Raw genomic sequence first — 16,743 nt, forward strand, 5'->3', positions numbered from 1 at the left:
TTCAGGGGAAGAGAATAGGGGAAAACGATTTTGCAGGCAATATCATCAGCCGATAAAAGACTTTTATAGTTGATGAAAAAACGTCACTTGTATGTGAAGTTTCTCCCTGTTTCTCCAATCCTGAGCCAAGCCCTAAAAAGCAAACCATGCTTACTCGTGGTTTCAGATCCCATCGATTGATTGGTTGTCCCTGTGCTGTATCAATGATAAGCAAATGGACATGCAGGAAAGCAAGCTAGTGACTTGCCCCAGTCACGCCAAAGCGTGACTGACGCATCACCTATCCACAACGGTGACAATGCTGAAGCAGCCAGATAGTTAGTTGTGCGCTATGCTCAACAAGCACCACGGGTTAAACCATATTCTTTTTAGGGAAGGTGCAGAGACTATCGAAATCACTTCATCATGAAGCGACTGAAGAGTAGTGATGAAGGAAGAGAGTAGAGTACATCGTGAGTTTGACGATCACGGTGGAAGCGCAAGGGTTCTTATCGGATATCGCAGTCGGATAAGAATAAGATATAGTCCACCTACTTTTTTAAGTAGTTGCCGAAAACTGGGCAACCAGACTTCGCCACTATCTACATTAGTTATATCCCTGATAAAAAATGTGTGGAAAGTAAGTCGTTGAAGCTTTATTTATTTAGTTTTCGCAACCATGGGGATTTCCATGAGGATTGTGTGAACATTATTATGAATGATTTAATCGAAGCTATGGATCCACGTTATATTGAAGTATGGGGAAAGTTTACGCCGCGCGGCGGCATTTCGATTGATCCGTACTGCAATTGGGGACGTCCCGGAACAAAATATGAAAAAATGGCCGAGTATCGCTTAATGAATCATGATTTGTATCCAGAGAAAATAGACAATCGCTAAGCTAAAGCCTCCTCGCCTCCAAACGAGGAGGCTTTATTTTGCGCAGCGAAATGCCTAAGAGCGTACTGCCAGCATCCATTTGCCATACTATTTGCTTGTCAACTATGCTAGAAACGAGAGAGCCCCAGTCCTGTTCATTCGTTTTCATTGGATAATCAACATGTCAAATATGGGCCTGATCCTCGTTTGGATAGCTGGCGATCGTGGCGCCCGAATATTCATTGCCCAACTTAAACCGTTTTTGCTTTTCATTATGTCGATTGTTCCATTCCAATCGCTATAGACCAAATTATAGGTTGGTTTTAAAAAAAGTAGTAGTTTTTTTTCGGAAACTTATATATAATGACAATTGATTTTTTTATTTGGGGGGTTTAGTCTTGGGAGACAGGACGGCTCTATTAATCGGAGCGAGCGGGTTAATCGGAAGCGAGCTTTTAATGCTGCTTCTCCAATCCGATGATTATCAGCATGTGACGATTCTAGTGCGTCGAGAATTACCGATTGAGCATCACAAGCTGGAACAAGTGGTCATTGATTTTAAAAGCTTGGAGAAGTACGAACGCTATTTTTGTGTGGATGATGTGTTTAGTTGTCTCGGAACAACGATGAAAAAAGCCAAAACGAAGCAGAATTTTATTCAAGTGGATTATGAATATACGCTGCGGGCTGCGGCGTTAGCGGAAAAATGCCACGTCAAGAGCTTTCTGACTATTTCATCTGTCGGCGCTGATCCGCAATCTCCGTTTTTTTATAATCGTGTTAAAGGGGAAACGGAAGAAGCTTTGCAACGGCTCGCGATTCAATCATTGCACATCTTTCGCCCGTCTTTGCTGCTTGGCGATCGTCAGGAATTTCGGTTGTCAGAAAAGGCAGCGGAGTGGCTTTTAAGCCACATGCCATTTCTGTTTATTGGAAAATGGCGCAAATACAAGCCCGTTGAGGCCAAGAAAATGGCTTTGGCAATGTTCCAGGCAGCAAGATCTTGCCCGAAAGGAACGCATATTTATGAATCGGATCAAGTCGCCCATATTTCGTAAAAAACCGGCCATCTGCGGCCGGCTTTTTTATTCGATGATTTTATAGTTTTTATGGTTTACAACCGTCCGTTCTTGTAAGTCTAATTCTTTATAGTTTTCCATGTATGTTAAATCAACGATGACAGAGTTTTCATTCACCTTTTCGACAATACCGCGCAAGCCGTTTTTAAACTCGATAATATTGCCTATCTCTGCTTTTTGCACCATATACATTCTCCTTTTTCATGTATTTGTTATAGTTTGCCTCATTTTCTTTTATAAGTAAAGACCCTTTGTTCCTAATTTTGAAAAAAGATGGCCTTAGGCCATCTTACTTGGCAAATACGTGATTGCCAATGACAACGGTTACTTGTTTCGAGCGTAGCCAACTGCTTTTCGCCGTTTTTGGATTATAGAAAAATAAGGATCCAGATCCTAAACCGCGAAAAGCCAGGGCTTCTTCAACGGCAAGGTAGGATTCGCGATCTGCTGGTTCACGAATCGTTCCGTTTTGTACAGGAGTAAATGCATAATAGCCGCCTGAGCGCTCATAAATGACATCCTTAATGGTATTCGGGAAATCAGGATGGTCCACTCGATTTAATACGACTGTGGCTACCGCTACTTTTCCTGCGAATGGTTCGCCTTTTGCTTCAGCATGGACAAGGCGCGCTAATAAATCTTTGTCGCTGGCTGAAATGGTTGGAGGAATGAGCAGCCTTTCTCCTGGGAACAGCCAGTCGTTTTGTTTTTTATTTATATTTTTCAACTGGACAAGTGAAACACTATGTTGCTTTGAGATTTTCCAAAGAGTATCCCCGGTTTGAACGGTATAAACGGTTTGAGCCTGAGCATCTTTCGCAAACAACAATGCAGAAAAGCATGCAGCTGCTAAAGTGAAATGTTTAAGCTTTTTCATAAAATTACCTCCTTGTTGTTCGCTCGCTACTAGACTAACAAGGATTTTTATTCTGGTCATTATCTAAATGTTGGAAACATCCGTTTTTTGTTGATATAACAGCTGAAATAGCAACTTTGGAAATATTTTCACGGTCAAGTTCAGTTGATCTGTTCTCTCTGCATAGAAATGAGTGCGTCATTCCGCCTTTTCAATTTAGTGGTGTAATCTCGTGTAGCGATATAAAGAGGATGGAATGTATCAACATTTTCCTTTTTTAGTGGGCGGGTATGACGATCGGACGACCGATCAATTCGTTTGTCTAAAAGGGGCGGTTGTGCGGTTCTCAGTCACGCTTTAGCCTGAGGCAAGTTACCGACTTGCCTTCCGTCTGTGAGTTTTGACAAATACCGTCTGTTCATCATCTGCCATCATATGAATTTGGAGAAATGCCTTATTTTCTGATCAACGCCAAGCTAAATGTTCGATTTCTTACATTGATGCGGGTATTTTCTATATGGTTTGTTTCCTTTTTTCCGAATTTATCGGTTCGACGAAAGGGACGAAGCTTTTTATTGTTATAGTACCGCGGAATTTACGAAAGCGCGCTTTTGGGAAAGGGTTTTGTAGAAGAGGATGTCGTCCTTTGCAAAATTAGAAAAAACATATCGTCCAATGATTATTAGTATGATAAAAAAACTGCATGTCACAAAAGAATGGGATGAATATTATCAAATTGGCTTAATTGCGTTATGGGAAGCTTCGTGCCAATTTGAGAAGGAGAAGGGCAGCTTTTCATCCTTTGTGTACAAAAAAGTATATTGGGCCATGGTTTCCCATTTGCGTCGACAGTGCCATCGAAAAAAATGGGAATGTGCCTTGACGGATGGATTGATCCATATACTGTTTGACGATCGAACAATTTATAAGGAGGGAATAGTGGAGCAGGCGCTCAAATCATTGACAGAACGGCAAAAAAAATGGCTGATTGGTTACATTATCGAAGGGAAATCATTAAAAGCAATTGCTGAAGAGGAAGGAGTGACAGTTGGAACGGTTAAGCAGTGGCGGGTTGAGGCGCTTAAAAAATTGCGCAAGCAGCGATGGGAATAGTCAGTCGCCCTCCGGTAATCCATAGCCGGAGGGCGATTAACTACGCGGATGTTCTAGGTAATGGTAGATAACGTCTCCACCATGCTGGGCAATGCCGCGGAAATGCTTAAAATCGCTGCGATTGACAAGGATTTTGCGAAATAGTAAAAAGTCCTCTTTTTTGACAAGCAGCTCGGAAATGTTTCGATCTCGCAAATCATCCAGCAATTTTGCTGCAAGCTTTTCGTCCATACCTCCACCTCCGAAGGATATTGTAACGCAGCTGGAGAGGTTTTGGTAGGGTAAATACCCATTTTCCTTTCAGGCAAACACCCTTTACTTGTTCATTCATACAATATGATGGGTATGTATCATAGAACGTACCCATACTAAATGAATAAAAGGAAGGAAGAGAGAAATGAGTAATTGGAACCCATATGCGAATTATTCTGGTTTTTATGATAATGATTATGATGTCGAGGATGCATTTCGTCATGATAATAACGCGCCAGCTTTTCCGATGATGCCAACCAATAACGCGCCGGCTTTTCCGATGATGCCAACCAATAACGCGCCGGCTTTGCCAACGATGCCTCCAACACAAGTAATGCCTGTATCCCAAATGCCGATGCCAGTCGAACATGCATACATTCCTTCATGCGGTTGTCAACCAATGCCGACATGGTGCGGAACAGATCAATGGATGGGAGGATCTTATCCATTTGTTAATCCTGGACATGTCGAAGTGGGATCAGTCGTATCTCCGAATGCGGCGCCAATACCTAATATGCAGCCAATGCCAGGCATGCAAAGTGCGCCGATGATGGGAATGCCGTATCCGATGGGGGGAACGACCGGACCAATGGGTGGCTTTCCTTCAAGTTCAGGCTGCTGCGGAGCACCATACTATCCATATCGATAAAGCAAAAAAAGACCGCTGCACAATTGTGGCGGTCTTTTAACTATTTATCGTGTGTTCATGGATTCGATGATTCCACTGATTAAGCTAATATCGTTTGTTACTAAATAAGCAGGAAGCAAGGCGAGAATAAATAGCACCGTAATATAAGACATAAGTGCATTTTTGATAATTTTACTAATTGCCATTCAGATCACTTCCTTATTGCTTTTTTCTATTTTCACATTTTTAATAGTATTAGTCAACCATTTCTGAAAATTCTATATATTTCGTGTTCGGCAATTTTATATTTGAACGTTTGGAAACATTTTGATAAAATAAAAATATCATCAACAGCTGTTGAAGAGGTGGCAGTGTGAAAATAAGAAAGGCCAATATACTAAATGAACGGGAAACGACCAATGTTTACATTTATGAAAATAAAAAAGCAGAGCACATTGTTGTTGCGATTCCTCATATGGAATGGTCGTTTTTGATTCGCTATGAAGAGGAAACAGAATTGTTGCGAAGTAAACTGCTTTCATCGCTTTCGAAGAAAGTGGAGGGAGCACAAGCAGAACCATTAGTGGACAAGCTTTTATATTGGGTCCGTGAAATGTAAATAATACAGTTGTACCGCAGAACCAGACAGGGCGGTGGAGCTTCATAGCTTCGCCGCTTTTACGTTATGATTATAGGTTAGGGGTTCGATGCAAAAGTGTTTACAAAGCAAAAAGCCGTGGTTATTTATTTAATATTTAGTATCGTTTGGATTATTGTAACGGACTTGTTCATGCAGCTTCTTCGTTTCGATCACTCCATGCAAATGATCGTGAATATTGGAAAAGGCGGGCTTTTCGTCGTTTTATCTGCCGTATTTCTTCATCAAATGATTAAAAAGGCCGAACAATTGAAGAAAACAGTAGAAGAAGAGCAGCAATTGTCGACATTGATTAATTCGATGCCTGACTTTGTTTGCTTTAAAGACAGTAAGGGCCGCTGGCTGCGTGTGAATGATTTTGGAAGAAAATTATATAATTTAGAAAATGTAGATTATCTAGGAAAAACAGATCTTGATCTTGGCGAAATGGTGCCATTTTTTAAAGAAACGTTTCGATATTGTGCGCAGACGGATGAAGAAACATGGAAAAAAGGAATGATGACGAGGACGGAAGAGTCGTTCATGACCACAAATGGGGAATTTAAGACTTTTGATGTCATTAAAGTGCCGCTCTTTCACGAAAATGGAGAACGGAAAGGGTTACTGACGATCGGGCGTGATATTACACAGCAAAAATTAGCAGAAACGTTATTGCTGAAAAAAGAAAAGCTATCGGTTGTTGGCGAATTGGCGGCGGGAATCGCCCATGAAATTCGCAATCCGCTCACTTCTATCAAAGGATTTATGCAGATGATGAAAGAGGCGAAGAAAACGAATGAATGGTATATAGAAATTGTACTTAATGAACTTGAGAGAATCGATCAAATTGTAAGCGAGTTACTTGTGCTTGCAAAGCCGCAAAGCCACTGCTATAAGCCCTTTTTGCTGAGCGACGCGACCGGTTACGTTATTCATTTAATTAGCCATGAAGCGGTGTTAAACAATGTGGATATTTCCATCGAAAATACAGCACCGCATGCACAAATTCACGGTGATAAAAACCAAATGATTCAAGTTTTAATTAATATTGTGAAAAATGCAATTGAAGCAATGTCTCAAGGAGGAAGGCTGCGTTTGCACATACAGGAAGAAGGCGAGAATGTACACGTCACCATTGCTGATACGGGTGTGGGCATTGCGAAAGATCGTCTGAAAAAAATCGGCGAACCATTTTTTACATTAAAGGAAAAAGGAATGGGACTTGGCTTGACAATAAGCATGAAAATCGTTCAGGAGCACAAAGGAACGCTGCGAATCGAGAGCGAACTTGGAAAAGGAACGACGGTCCATTTGCTGTTGCCCTTATACCAAGGAGAAAAAAGAGGCTGATCGTTAACGATCAGCCTCTTAGATTGTGGGTAGATGCTCCCATTCTTCGTTACGGACGGCCATTTTTTGATCTTTAAACAATGTTTATCAAATGAAAGGTTCTAACCCAGCTGCTGTTTTATTTTTCAATCCAAGTTGTTGTTACATCAACTGGAAGACGAGTGGAGCGGTGAGCTGGGGCTGTGCTTTTTCCAATCGTAACCAGCATTACTGGAATATAGCGCTCGGGAACTTGAAATTCCTTCATGAATTTTTCAGCATCAAAGCCGCCAATTGGACAAGTGCTCCATCCTTTTGCAGTCGCAACAAGCATAAGCTGCATAGCCGCAAGCGAAGCATTTGTGAAAGCAGCATCCCGTGCATATTGTTTATTTTCATAAGCACCAGCAATCTGTTTTGCTAGCGTTTCTTTGATTTCCTTCGTCATATGTCCAGCTTCGACTAATGGATCGTATACGCTGTCAGTATTGCGATTGGCTTCAAGATCCCCAAGTACAGCAATAACGGCAGAAGCATCGACAATTTGCTGCTGATTATAAGCGATAGGCAGAAGGCGTTTCTGAGCCTCTTCACCATGAAAGACTAAAAAATGCCATTGTTGTAAATTCCACGCGGATGGTGCTTTACCTGTTAGTTCAAGAATTTCTTTTAGTTCCTCTTTGCTGATAGGGAAGCTTGGATCATATTTGCGGACGGACTGACGCTCATTTATTACGGTCAAAAAATCTTTCGTTGTTGATGTTTGCGTTGCCATTGGTATACCCTCCTACATCTGATTGTTAAAAAAAGAAATTAACTAACTTTTGGTAAGTAATATAAACAATCCTATCATAAAATTACTATTTGTATTTGTCAAATATTTTAATATCATCCATTGATGAGTCTTCCCTTTCTTAACGGAGTGGAAGTGGGAGAGGCTTATTCGAATATATGCCCCCAATAAAATGCATATAATTTTCGCTTTTTACATAAATCCAGCTTGATTTTTCAACATGATCCAAAGCGTCCCCATACTAATAAGCGGAATGTCAATCTATCTAATGGATTTTTACGTAGTAAGAACACAAGTATTGATGATCCATTATTTTACTAAAAATATGGAATGATTGTGCTAGGAATCAAACAATGTCCATTGGTTTTTATTGGATAATAAACACGTCTGTGGTAAGAATTTAGTGGAATTCATGTAGAGGTTTGAATTTATAGCTGCTCGGAAAGAAGCGCCTCTTTTTTTAGATGGCCGAAAACAAAAACTGCATGTTCCACCTATCCTTTTTTCTCGTTGATGCGATAGTAGAGATGAAAGGAGGTGAACGGGGGATGGCACAATCCATCATTCAGCAGTCGCAGCTGCGTTTAGTATTTGAAGCGGGTGTTGATGAAGCAGGCAAACCTATTTATAGACGGAGACAATTAAACAATATAAAAGTAACAGCATCTCCAGAGCAGCTTCTTGCTGTTTCTCAAGCACTTGCTTCTTTGCAAAGCGATCCGCTTGTTCAGGTCGAGCGCAGCGATCTGCATTTGATTACAAATGAAGGAGGGATGAGAGATGGAAAAGTCGTTGGAGCTACAATTTATTAACCAGCAAGGGAATGTGTTCCGGATTGTGATTGACCGTCCTATTGAGCCGGTCAATGCGCAGCACATATCTTCTGTTATGGATACGATTATCGCGGCCAATATTTTCACTTCAAGTGGAGGGGACCTTGTGGGGAAAAAGGGTGCGAGATTGCTGCAGCGCAATGAAGAGGAGATAGCGTTACCATAATCGGATAGGCAAGTCCGCCCAATGTTGATCAACACTTTCATACCGTATCGCTTGCCTCTCTACCCAATATTCTCAAGATCATTTGAGGAGAAAAACATGCGAAATGGCCGGCCGGCTTATAAAGCGACCGGCCTATTATTTAAACATGATTCCATATCAAATGGAGAGATTCATGTGGATGCGTATATGTCCCTTATTTCCGACGTTGGCTTTCCTGTCATTGTCACTCTTTATCTGCTTCATCGAATCGAGGCTAAATTGGATGGTGTTATTGAATCCATTCAACGTTTATCTGAACAGCTAGCTGCTGACTGGCGTGCTGAATAATGTAAAACAAAAACCTGATCCTCGCATAGGGGGATCAGGTTTTTGTTTTGGCTCATATTAAAACAGGCGATTTTTTGCCGAAATATAATAATGAGAGGGGATTGCAGCGTGAGATTAACATAAAGGAATGGAGAAGATGAAACATAATCAATTTGTTGAAAAGCTATTAGCGGATGAACAGTTATGGTTTACTGTAATGGATCAGCTGTTTGATATTGTCTTTCTGATGAAAGTAGAAGAAGGTCCTCGATTTCGCTATGTTCATGTAAGTCCTAAAGCGCTTCATTTAGCCAGTTTGGCCGAAGAAGATATGGGAAAATGCATCGACGATATTTATCCAAAGTCGGTCGCTGATCATCTAAATTCTCGATATCGTAAAGTAGTTGAAACAAAGGGTGTTGTGACTTACCGCGATCGGATGAATGTCACGAATGAGAAACGCACGGCCGAATCAACACTGATTCCAATTGTTGATGAAACGGGTGCGGTGTCCTATATACTTTCATTGACGCGGGATGTCACAGAGCTGATGCGTAAAGAGGAGCAATATGACGAAATTTATCAGCTTTTTCATTCATTGTTTACACATTCTCACGATGCATTTATTATGTTCGATTTAAGCGGGCGCATTTTACGCGTCAATCGTGAATTGGAGCAATTAGTAGGCTGGAAGCAGGCTGAGCTTCTGGAAAAAGATATTGCACAGTTTTTACCAGAATACCGATTGGAACTAGAAAAAAGCTTACGACAGCTTCAAGCAGGGAAAAGTTTAACTTCTCTTCCATTATCGCTTGCGAATAAAAACGGAAAGAAAGTATATGTATCAGTAAATGTTACGCCGCTTTTTGGCAAAAACGGCGACGTGATAGCTGGTTTATCCATTATTAAGAACGTGACGGACTTAGTCGAAGTTCAGGAGCAGCTAAGGAGAAGCGAGGAGCTATATCGTAAAGTGGTAGAATTCCTGCCTGATACGGTCATGATTCAAGTCAACGGGATTATCACTTATATGAATCCCGCTGGATTAAAAATGGTAAACGCCAAACAGGTCAGCGAGGTAAAAGGGAAAAAAATAAACGATTTTCTTAAAAAGGCAGATAGCGATAGAGACGAATGGATCATGACCTCCTTGAATGGAGAAGAAAAAGTCGTGAAAGTGAACGAAATGACGATTCCATATTATCGGAAGAAGGCGCGATTTCTTGTGATCCACGACTTATCAGAGCAAAAAAGCAAAGAAAAAGAAATTGCGTTTATGGTGCAATATGATTCACTTACAGGATTAGCCAATCGGAATTATTTAAGTGAAAAGCTAAAGGAGTTTATGCTCGCTTATAAAAATGTGGCGGTTTTATTGATTGATATTCACCGCTTTAAATTCATTAACGATTTTCTTGGATATTTAAACGGGGATGAATTGTTGCGGAAGGTTGCCAATCGCTTGAAGGAATTTGAATCTGAACGGACGTTTTTAGCAAGAATTAGTGAAGACGAGTTCGTGGTTGCCTTTGTTTATGATCAAAAGGATGAATTGAGACAGCTGCTTGACAAGCTTGACGCCTGCTTACAGGAGCCATATTTTATTGCCGGGGAAAAGCTGAATATTACGACGAATATCGGTGTAAGCTACGCAGCTGATGCCGAGCGATCGGTTGAAACGCTCCTTAGCAATGCTCATAAAGCTGTTTATTATGCGAAAATGAATGGGACGAATCGCATTGTTGAATATGATCCTCATATGCGCGATATTTTTGCCAAAAAGGTGCGCCTTGAGAATGATTTGCAGCAGGCGATCGAAAATGGGGAATTTTCTTTGTATTATCAACCGAAAGTGAATGTTGTAAGCGGCACTCTTAGTGTCGAATCGTTGATTCGTTGGAAGCACCCGCAACTCGGAATGGTCAGTCCGGCGGAGTTTATTCCGATTGCGGAGGAAACAAACAGAATCGATGAAATTGGGAAATGGGTGCTGCGCCAGGCGTGCCGCGATTTAAAGCGGTTGGAGAAAGCGGGATTTCCCCATTTAAAAATGGCCGTCAATTTATCAGCCCGACAGTTCCAAAATAAAGACTTGGAAGAAGTAGTATGCAGGATTTTGGCAGAGGAGAACATGAATCCGACTTCATTTATATTTGAAATTACGGAAACTGCTATTATGAAAGAGCCTTCGGAAGTAATCGCGATTTTGCAGAAATTTAAACAGCTTGGTATCACGATTGCGATTGATGATTTTGGAGTGAGCTACTCTTCATTAAATTATTTGAACCGGTTTCCGATTGATGCTGTAAAAATCGATCGTTCCTTTATCCGGAGCATTAGCGAAGGGCGAAAAAGCGAGGAAATTGTAGAGGCCATTATTTTGCTTGCACACAAATTAAATTTATTTGTCACGGCGGAAGGGGTCGAAACAGCAGAGCAAGTTCGTTTTCTGCTTGAAAAAGGCTGTGAGGAAATACAGGGATATTATTTCAGTGCTCCGGTTCCATTCGAACAACTGTTGGATACACTGGGGAAGGTACAAGAATTAATGAAGCCATGGCGCGTATGATGCTTATGATGCCGGTTTTTTTCTAATATTTTAGCCTGTATCCGTTGTCATGAAGGAGTTTCTGTCGTTACTAATGACAAGCCATCTGATCGATAGTGGATCGCTTAATGGCCGTTCTTGTCGTTTTCGACGATGATCAAGCAGCCGATAACGAATCGCTTCCCAGCCCTGTTTATGGGCTGGAAGCGGCATCGTTTGGACCGCGGTTACACATGTTTGTTATTTTCTTCTAAATAATAAAAAATATGCTGTTTCTTTTTCTAACCGACTTAACCGTTATTCATTTCATTTTCCTCTCCACAAATCATTTCTAGTTTTCTCCCTGATTAAACTTCATGTTTTTTTAATCCAGGCTTAATAAAAAGGTCCTTGTTATAGATGAGGTGACATCATTCTTGTCGTATTGGGTTATCGTGTACACAGAGCTGTCCATGATTGGACTGTGAGAGAGTATAAGTAGCGATGTGATGAAAAACGGAAAAGTGCATCAATCATTTCGATATGCGTTCAGACGGTTGATAAGCACTGCGTTTTTCCGTTATTGGCTTCACCTGTCCGCTCATAACCGACTTGATTTAATTTTTGTCTTCGCTTAGTTGTGTTTTCCTCGTTTGCTAAATGTTTTTATGATAGGGTGAGCCGGGAAAAATCAAAAGGAATGGACATGTTGTTTAGTGAAACTGAAACCTTTGACGCACACTAATCGTATATAGTCCTGTTTGAACGTTTTAATAAGGGGAGTGAAAAATGTTTATTTTACAGTTGGCAGCTATTTTGTTTGCATCAAAGATAGCGGGGGATATTAGCGCACGACTTGGCCAACCAGCAGTGCTGGGAAAATTGCTGATCGGTATAATTCTTGGACCAACGGTATTAGGATTAATCAATGACACAGAAATTTTAAAAGAAGTCAGCCAAATTGGTGTTATATTGTTAATGTTTATTGCGGGGCTTGAGACCGATGTAGACCAGCTTAAACGAACGGGAAAAGCGGCTACCTATGTTGGGGTACTTGGAATCGTGGTACCGCTATTGCTGGGATATATGGCAGGAATTGCTCTTGAGCTCTCAACAATACAAGCGGTCTTTCTAGGGCTATTGTTGTCAGCCACAAGCGTCAGTATTTCCGTGCAGGCGTTAAAAGAGATGAACCAATTAAAATCAAAAGAGGGGACGGCCATTTTAGGAGCGGCTGTCATTGATGATATTCTTGTCATTATCGCATTAGCGTTTTTGATGAGTCTAGCTGGGGGAGACGTCCAGCTTGGTGCTGTGATCGTTAAGAAAGTGGTCTTCTTTGCGGTTGCCATTTTACTGGCATGGAAAGTTGTTCCGGTTGTATTGCGATTTTTTGCACCGCTTCGTGTTGATGAAGCTCTTATTTCCGCGGGATTAATCATTTGCTTTTCGTTCGCATATTTGGCAGAAGCGACAGGAGTTGCTGCGATTATCGGGGCTTATATAGCTGGACTAGGGATCAGTTTTACCGATTATAAAGAAGAAATTTTTCATAAGGTAGAAACCATTAGCTACTCGATTTTCGTGCCAGTCTTTTTTACTTCGATTGGTGTTGCTGTAGAGTTTTCCAATGTTGGCCAGCATCTTTGGTTGATTATCGGCTTAAGCGTACTAGCTATTTTGACAAAATTAGTTGGTGCTGCATTTGGAGCGAAATTAGCTGGATTTGAATGGAGAAGCTCATTGGCGGTTGGAGCCGGAATGGTTTCGCGTGGCGAAGTAGCACTGATTATTGCTGGTATCGGTTTGGAATCTAATTTATTAACGGCTGATTTATTTGCTGTTCTGATTGTTGTCGTCCTTATAACGACATTAGTGACTCCTCCGCTATTAAAAATGATTTTTAAGCGCGGCTCGATTTCTCAACCAGTCTGACGTGCAGCCCTCACAATCGATGAAGGAAATGAAAATGGTTGTAGACAAAGTCAATATTGACTTTGTCTACAACCTGAGACTGGTTACTGAAACGGGCTTTTTGTTTTTTGGCTAGCAGATATATTTTCCAACCTAAACCAATCGTTTTTTCGTCGATGACTTCCATGCCTTGCTTATGCCGGTTTATGGATAGGCATCATGACAAGATTGGGTTGATTGTTGACTCAAAAGCAAAGCTCTATTTTTTACTAATAGTCACTAAGCGCCGAACAATCAGCCACTTCCAGACAAATGAAACTGTTTAGAAGTGGTGTTGTTCGGTCGTCTAATTGGTGAAATTCCACTTGGAAACAAAGGTGGAAGCATGAGCGGTGTTTATATCGCTCGTCTTACGGTAAAAAATATGATGTTAAAATGGCATTCAGTTCATCAGCATGCCGTGTTGGAATTTGATGTCTAGCTTTATCAATATAGATGGCGCGAGCATGAGGGACGTATGTTTTAAAAGTGGTTTCATAAGCATGGAGATAATAATCACGATTGCCGTATATGATCAACAGAGGAACCGTTAGTTTTGCTAAATGCTCTGTGTTACGATCGTGCAGCATCGTTTTATACATACTGAATAAATCCTTTTGATTGGCGAGCCGCGCATATCGTTCGATTGCTCTTTTTTCGTCTTGGCTTTTTCCGTGAGCGGTTCCTAATACTTTAGCAAGTAACGAAATGGCTCCGATTTTCGCTGTGAAAATGCCTAATAAAAATTCGAAATATAGCCATAATGTGCGTACTTCGGGAAACCCGCCGATTAATACGATCGCTTCCGTTTGTTCTGGATAGCGAAGCGCAAAAGCTTGCGCAACAGAGCCTCCACTTGAGTAGCTGCAAATAATCGCTCGTTCAATTTGGAGAGAGCGAAGCAATTGATGAAGATCTTCCGTAAGCAAAGAAATCGTTATTGGTTTGTTTGAAGCGCTGCTTTTTCCGTTTCCTCTCATATCATAGGTGACAACGCGAAAGTTGGCTGTCAACGCTTGCTGCTGAGCAAAAACGTTGCTTCCCATTCCTGGCGGGTGAATAAACACCAGAGCTTTTCCTTCTCCTGCATCCGTATAATATAGGCGAATATCGTTTTCTATCGTCATGTATGGCACGTGTAAGGTCCTCCATTCATTGAAAAGTTTGTGCTTCATCCTATTTTTATCGTCGCTGTTGAAAAAGCTTTGCTAAGCCTTATATTTTCCATTTTCCCATGACATAATGGATACGCGTGGCGCCAGATCCAATCGGTTTCACTGATCGTTCTCGCGCGGTAATCCATATGGTAAATGAACCGTATTGATCCAAGCTCACGGTCAGGAGGCAAACCATTGACTTGTCTCGGTCAGCCTAAGCGATCGCGCGGCGATCAATAAGCCATTTGAATTTATCTGGAGGCGGTGTGGTTCAGTTGCCTGATCGCCGAAAGCGGCTCATCCCCTGTACATATAGGAGAGGAAATATTGAGCGCTCAAGCTATTATGCGCAACTAGCACCATGGGTAATGGATCACATGTTCATTTCAATAGTATGGATCGAGGGGAAAAGAAATATCAGCTTTCGCTTTCGAGGAATCGATTATTTATACAGATAAGGAGATCCGTAATCCTCTGTCACATTCAAATCGGGATATTCTGATGTAAAATGAACAAGAATAGGACTAAAATCTAAAAATGGATACGCTTGAAACAGCTGTTGGTCTCCATGACGAATGGCTTCAAGCGCAAGCGGCAATTTTTTTTGGAACGCTTGCTTTCGTTGCTCATTTGTTTCTTTTCCGCTATTTTTGTTTCCTACGTATACATAGAGGAATAAAATGAGTGTTTGCTTCACTCGTTTCCACTCAGCTAATACTTCGTCGCGCATCGGATGAAGATGTTTGAAAGCAAATGATGACCCAATGTACAAATAAAGATCACCAGTGTCGTCAGAATGGATTAACGTGTATTTTCTTGTGTTAGGTGGAATGTGCAGACGTGCGTTGTTTTCCCATTGCACGTGAAGTTTTTTAGGATTTATCTGATTCATCATTCTGTCTCCTTTTTGTCTATAAATGAGGCTTAGCTTTTTAACGATTGTTTTTCGACGATTGCGAGTGACTTGAAAGACCGGTCCATTGCTCTTTCTGAAGCTGGCTGTTGCTCGATCTCTACTTATTAAATGGGATTTGTATAGTTTGGTTATATTGTATGTTTTGGCAGCAAAAAAGCTCGCTTCGAAAAAAGTCGATTATTGACGAATGGTAAATCGTTGCGTAAGATGATAGTATTGTAAACGTCTAAATCAAAGGAGCTGGGCTTTTGTGGGAAAGTCCTTTCGGATTGAAAAAGTATTGAATAATAACGTATTGGTTGCTTCGCACGAAGAGTATGATGAAGTGGTTTTGTTAGGAAAAGGGATCGGCTTCGGCAAGAAAAAGGGAGATTTCATTGAGCAAAACGCGGTCGAAAAATGGTTTATCTTGAAAAATGAACGTGAGCAGGAGCAATATAAAAAGTTGCTTCCAAGCCTTGACGAAGAATTCATCGGTGTCATGAATGAAGTGATGCAGCACATCAAAAATCGGGTCAATGCGCCATTGAATGAGCATATCCACGTTGCTCTGACCGATCATATTTCTTTTGCGATTAAGCGCATTCAGCAAGGACTTGATCTGAAAAATCCATTTTTGATTGAAACAAAAAGCTTATATCCTTTAGAGTATGAAATTGCCGGAGAAGTCGTTGACATGTTAACAAAAAAGCTGCACGTGCAATTTCCTGAAGGAGAGAAGGGATTTATTGCTTTACATATCCATAGTGGGATTTCGCATCAAAGTCTTTCAGAAGTAAATAAGCACTCACAATTAATTGCTCAACTGATTTCCATTGTAGAAGAACAGCTTCATATTGCCATTGACCGTGAAAGTATTTATTATTTGCGATTTATTCAGCATTTACGGTATGCGATCGAACGAATTAAAAAAGGTGAGCGTGTCGAAGAACCAAAAAAGTTGTCGAAAATCTTGAAAGAAGAATATCCGATATGTTATAATGCTGCATGGAAGTTAGTAAAAATCATGCAGCAAACGCTGCAGATGCCTGTGGACGATGCAGAAGCAGTCTATTTAACGATGCATTTGCAAAGGCTTGCAAAAAAAAGTAAATAATTGTCTACATCTTTACGTGTTACTGATTCGATCAGGCATGAGTAAAGAAGACAAAATGGAACAAGCAATTATGGATGGTTGTTTTTCTATCCTGTTGCTATTCATGTTCAATTTTGTTTTTCTTTGCTCATGCCTTTTGTTTTTTCATCCTTTGCAAGTGCTTACAAATATCAGGCATTTGGTGAGATGACTATAAAGAGAAAAAATGTTTGCTGCCAATTTAGAATGAGAAGGGGGATTACAT

At 40.9% G+C, this 16,743-nt stretch carries 19 protein-coding genes and 1 pseudogene; 12 read left to right on the plus strand and 8 right to left on the minus strand.

Annotated features, from left to right (window positions below):
* Positions 1–549: 549 nt before the first annotated feature.
* Positions 550–879 (plus strand): annotated as a pseudogene (queF, locus tag GRQ40_RS05615) (preQ(1) synthase); the annotation flags it as partial.
* Positions 880–1,256: 377 nt separating this feature from the next.
* Positions 1,257–1,916 carry an oxidoreductase gene (locus GRQ40_RS05620; RefSeq protein ID WP_139788169.1) on the plus strand — a complete coding sequence of 220 codons (660 nt, stop codon included), beginning with the start codon at positions 1,257–1,259 and terminating at the stop codon, positions 1,914–1,916.
* A 27-nt stretch (positions 1,917–1,943) separates the two neighbouring features.
* Here GRQ40_RS05620 and GRQ40_RS05625 read toward each other — a convergent pair whose 3' ends face one another.
* Both GRQ40_RS05625 and GRQ40_RS05630 read right to left on the minus strand, forming a co-directional pair.
* Positions 1,944–2,123, minus strand: coding sequence for a YkvS family protein (locus GRQ40_RS05625; RefSeq protein ID WP_044746698.1), 180 nt, complete (start codon positions 2,121–2,123; stop codon positions 1,944–1,946).
* Positions 2,124–2,226: 103 nt separating this feature from the next.
* Positions 2,227–2,814, minus strand: coding sequence for a cell wall hydrolase (locus GRQ40_RS05630; protein WP_080862855.1), 588 nt, complete (start codon positions 2,812–2,814; stop codon positions 2,227–2,229).
* 615 nt (positions 2,815–3,429) lie between these two features.
* On the opposite strand from GRQ40_RS05630, the gene GRQ40_RS05635 reads away from it, so the two are divergent.
* Positions 3,430–3,906: a sigma-70 family RNA polymerase sigma factor gene (locus tag GRQ40_RS05635; RefSeq protein WP_080862856.1), complete on the plus strand. Its 477-nt coding sequence runs from the start codon at positions 3,430–3,432 to the stop codon at positions 3,904–3,906.
* Between the two features lie 36 nt (positions 3,907–3,942).
* On the opposite strand, the gene GRQ40_RS05640 is transcribed toward GRQ40_RS05635, so the two are convergent.
* Positions 3,943–4,137 carry a hypothetical protein gene (locus GRQ40_RS05640; RefSeq protein WP_044746695.1) on the minus strand — a complete coding sequence of 65 codons (195 nt, stop codon included), beginning with the start codon at positions 4,135–4,137 and terminating at the stop codon, positions 3,943–3,945.
* Between the two features lie 166 nt (positions 4,138–4,303).
* Between GRQ40_RS05640 and GRQ40_RS05645 the strand changes: the two genes are divergently transcribed.
* Positions 4,304–4,807, plus strand: a complete 504-nt coding sequence (locus GRQ40_RS05645) for a hypothetical protein (protein ID WP_159719553.1) — start codon at positions 4,304–4,306, stop codon at positions 4,805–4,807.
* Positions 4,808–4,851: 44 nt separating this feature from the next.
* On the opposite strand, the gene GRQ40_RS18290 is transcribed toward GRQ40_RS05645, so the two are convergent.
* The gene (locus GRQ40_RS18290) at positions 4,852–4,992 is read right to left on the minus strand and encodes a hypothetical protein (RefSeq protein ID WP_172798643.1); all 141 of its coding nucleotides are present in this window, start codon (positions 4,990–4,992) and stop codon (positions 4,852–4,854) included.
* A gap of 167 nt (positions 4,993–5,159) precedes the next feature.
* Here GRQ40_RS18290 and GRQ40_RS05650 point away from each other — a divergent pair, with 167 nt between their 5' ends.
* Together GRQ40_RS05650 and GRQ40_RS05655 are read left to right on the plus strand one after the other, a co-directional pair.
* Positions 5,160–5,405: a YueH family protein gene (locus GRQ40_RS05650; protein WP_159719554.1), complete on the plus strand. Its 246-nt coding sequence runs from the start codon at positions 5,160–5,162 to the stop codon at positions 5,403–5,405.
* 96 nt (positions 5,406–5,501) lie between these two features.
* Positions 5,502–6,773 carry an ATP-binding protein gene (locus GRQ40_RS05655; RefSeq protein WP_159719555.1) on the plus strand — a complete coding sequence of 424 codons (1,272 nt, stop codon included), beginning with the start codon at positions 5,502–5,504 and terminating at the stop codon, positions 6,771–6,773.
* Between the two features lie 118 nt (positions 6,774–6,891).
* Here GRQ40_RS05655 and GRQ40_RS05660 read toward each other — a convergent pair whose 3' ends face one another.
* Entirely contained in the window at positions 6,892–7,527 is a 636-nt protein-coding gene (locus GRQ40_RS05660) for a nitroreductase family protein (RefSeq protein WP_066146986.1), read from the minus strand.
* A 566-nt stretch (positions 7,528–8,093) separates the two neighbouring features.
* Between GRQ40_RS05660 and GRQ40_RS05665 the strand changes: the two genes are divergently transcribed.
* From GRQ40_RS05665 to GRQ40_RS05680, 4 genes are all read left to right on the plus strand, one after another.
* Positions 8,094–8,357 carry a DUF1659 domain-containing protein gene (locus GRQ40_RS05665; RefSeq protein ID WP_044746692.1) on the plus strand — a complete coding sequence of 88 codons (264 nt, stop codon included), beginning with the start codon at positions 8,094–8,096 and terminating at the stop codon, positions 8,355–8,357.
* Positions 8,326–8,544: a DUF2922 domain-containing protein gene (locus GRQ40_RS05670; protein ID WP_044746691.1), complete on the plus strand. Its 219-nt coding sequence runs from the start codon at positions 8,326–8,328 to the stop codon at positions 8,542–8,544. The genes GRQ40_RS05665 and GRQ40_RS05670 overlap by 32 nt, the downstream gene beginning before the upstream one ends.
* Before the next feature lie 174 nt (positions 8,545–8,718).
* Positions 8,719–8,871, plus strand: coding sequence for a YvrJ family protein (locus tag GRQ40_RS05675; protein ID WP_082741650.1), 153 nt, complete (start codon positions 8,719–8,721; stop codon positions 8,869–8,871).
* 136 nt (positions 8,872–9,007) lie between these two features.
* A complete protein-coding gene (locus GRQ40_RS05680) occupies positions 9,008–11,419 on the plus strand; it encodes a bifunctional diguanylate cyclase/phosphodiesterase (RefSeq protein ID WP_159719556.1) in 2,412 nt (803 codons plus the stop codon).
* 30 nt (positions 11,420–11,449) lie between these two features.
* On the opposite strand, the gene GRQ40_RS05685 is transcribed toward GRQ40_RS05680, so the two are convergent.
* Positions 11,450–11,611, minus strand: coding sequence for a hypothetical protein (locus GRQ40_RS05685; protein ID WP_159719557.1), 162 nt, complete (start codon positions 11,609–11,611; stop codon positions 11,450–11,452).
* A gap of 555 nt (positions 11,612–12,166) precedes the next feature.
* Here GRQ40_RS05685 and GRQ40_RS05690 point away from each other — a divergent pair.
* On the plus strand, positions 12,167–13,312 hold the full coding sequence (locus tag GRQ40_RS05690; protein WP_044746688.1) for a cation:proton antiporter: 1,146 nt from the start codon (positions 12,167–12,169) through the stop codon (positions 13,310–13,312).
* Positions 13,313–13,701: 389 nt separating this feature from the next.
* On the opposite strand, the gene GRQ40_RS05695 is transcribed toward GRQ40_RS05690, so the two are convergent.
* Positions 13,702–14,457, minus strand: a complete 756-nt coding sequence (locus GRQ40_RS05695; RefSeq protein ID WP_338079029.1) for an alpha/beta fold hydrolase — start codon at positions 14,455–14,457, stop codon at positions 13,702–13,704.
* Positions 14,458–14,929: 472 nt separating this feature from the next.
* Entirely contained in the window at positions 14,930–15,379 is a 450-nt protein-coding gene (locus GRQ40_RS05700; protein WP_159719559.1) for a staygreen family protein, read from the minus strand.
* Between the two features lie 274 nt (positions 15,380–15,653).
* Between GRQ40_RS05700 and glcT the strand changes: the two genes are divergently transcribed.
* Positions 15,654–16,499, plus strand: coding sequence for a glucose PTS transporter transcription antiterminator GlcT (glcT, locus tag GRQ40_RS05705; RefSeq protein WP_066146996.1), 846 nt, complete (start codon positions 15,654–15,656; stop codon positions 16,497–16,499).
* Positions 16,500–16,743: the final 244 nt, after the last annotated feature.

Source organism: Anoxybacillus sp. PDR2, assembly GCF_009834045.1.
GTDB lineage: Bacteria > Bacillota > Bacilli > Bacillales > Anoxybacillaceae > Anoxybacteroides > Anoxybacteroides rupiense.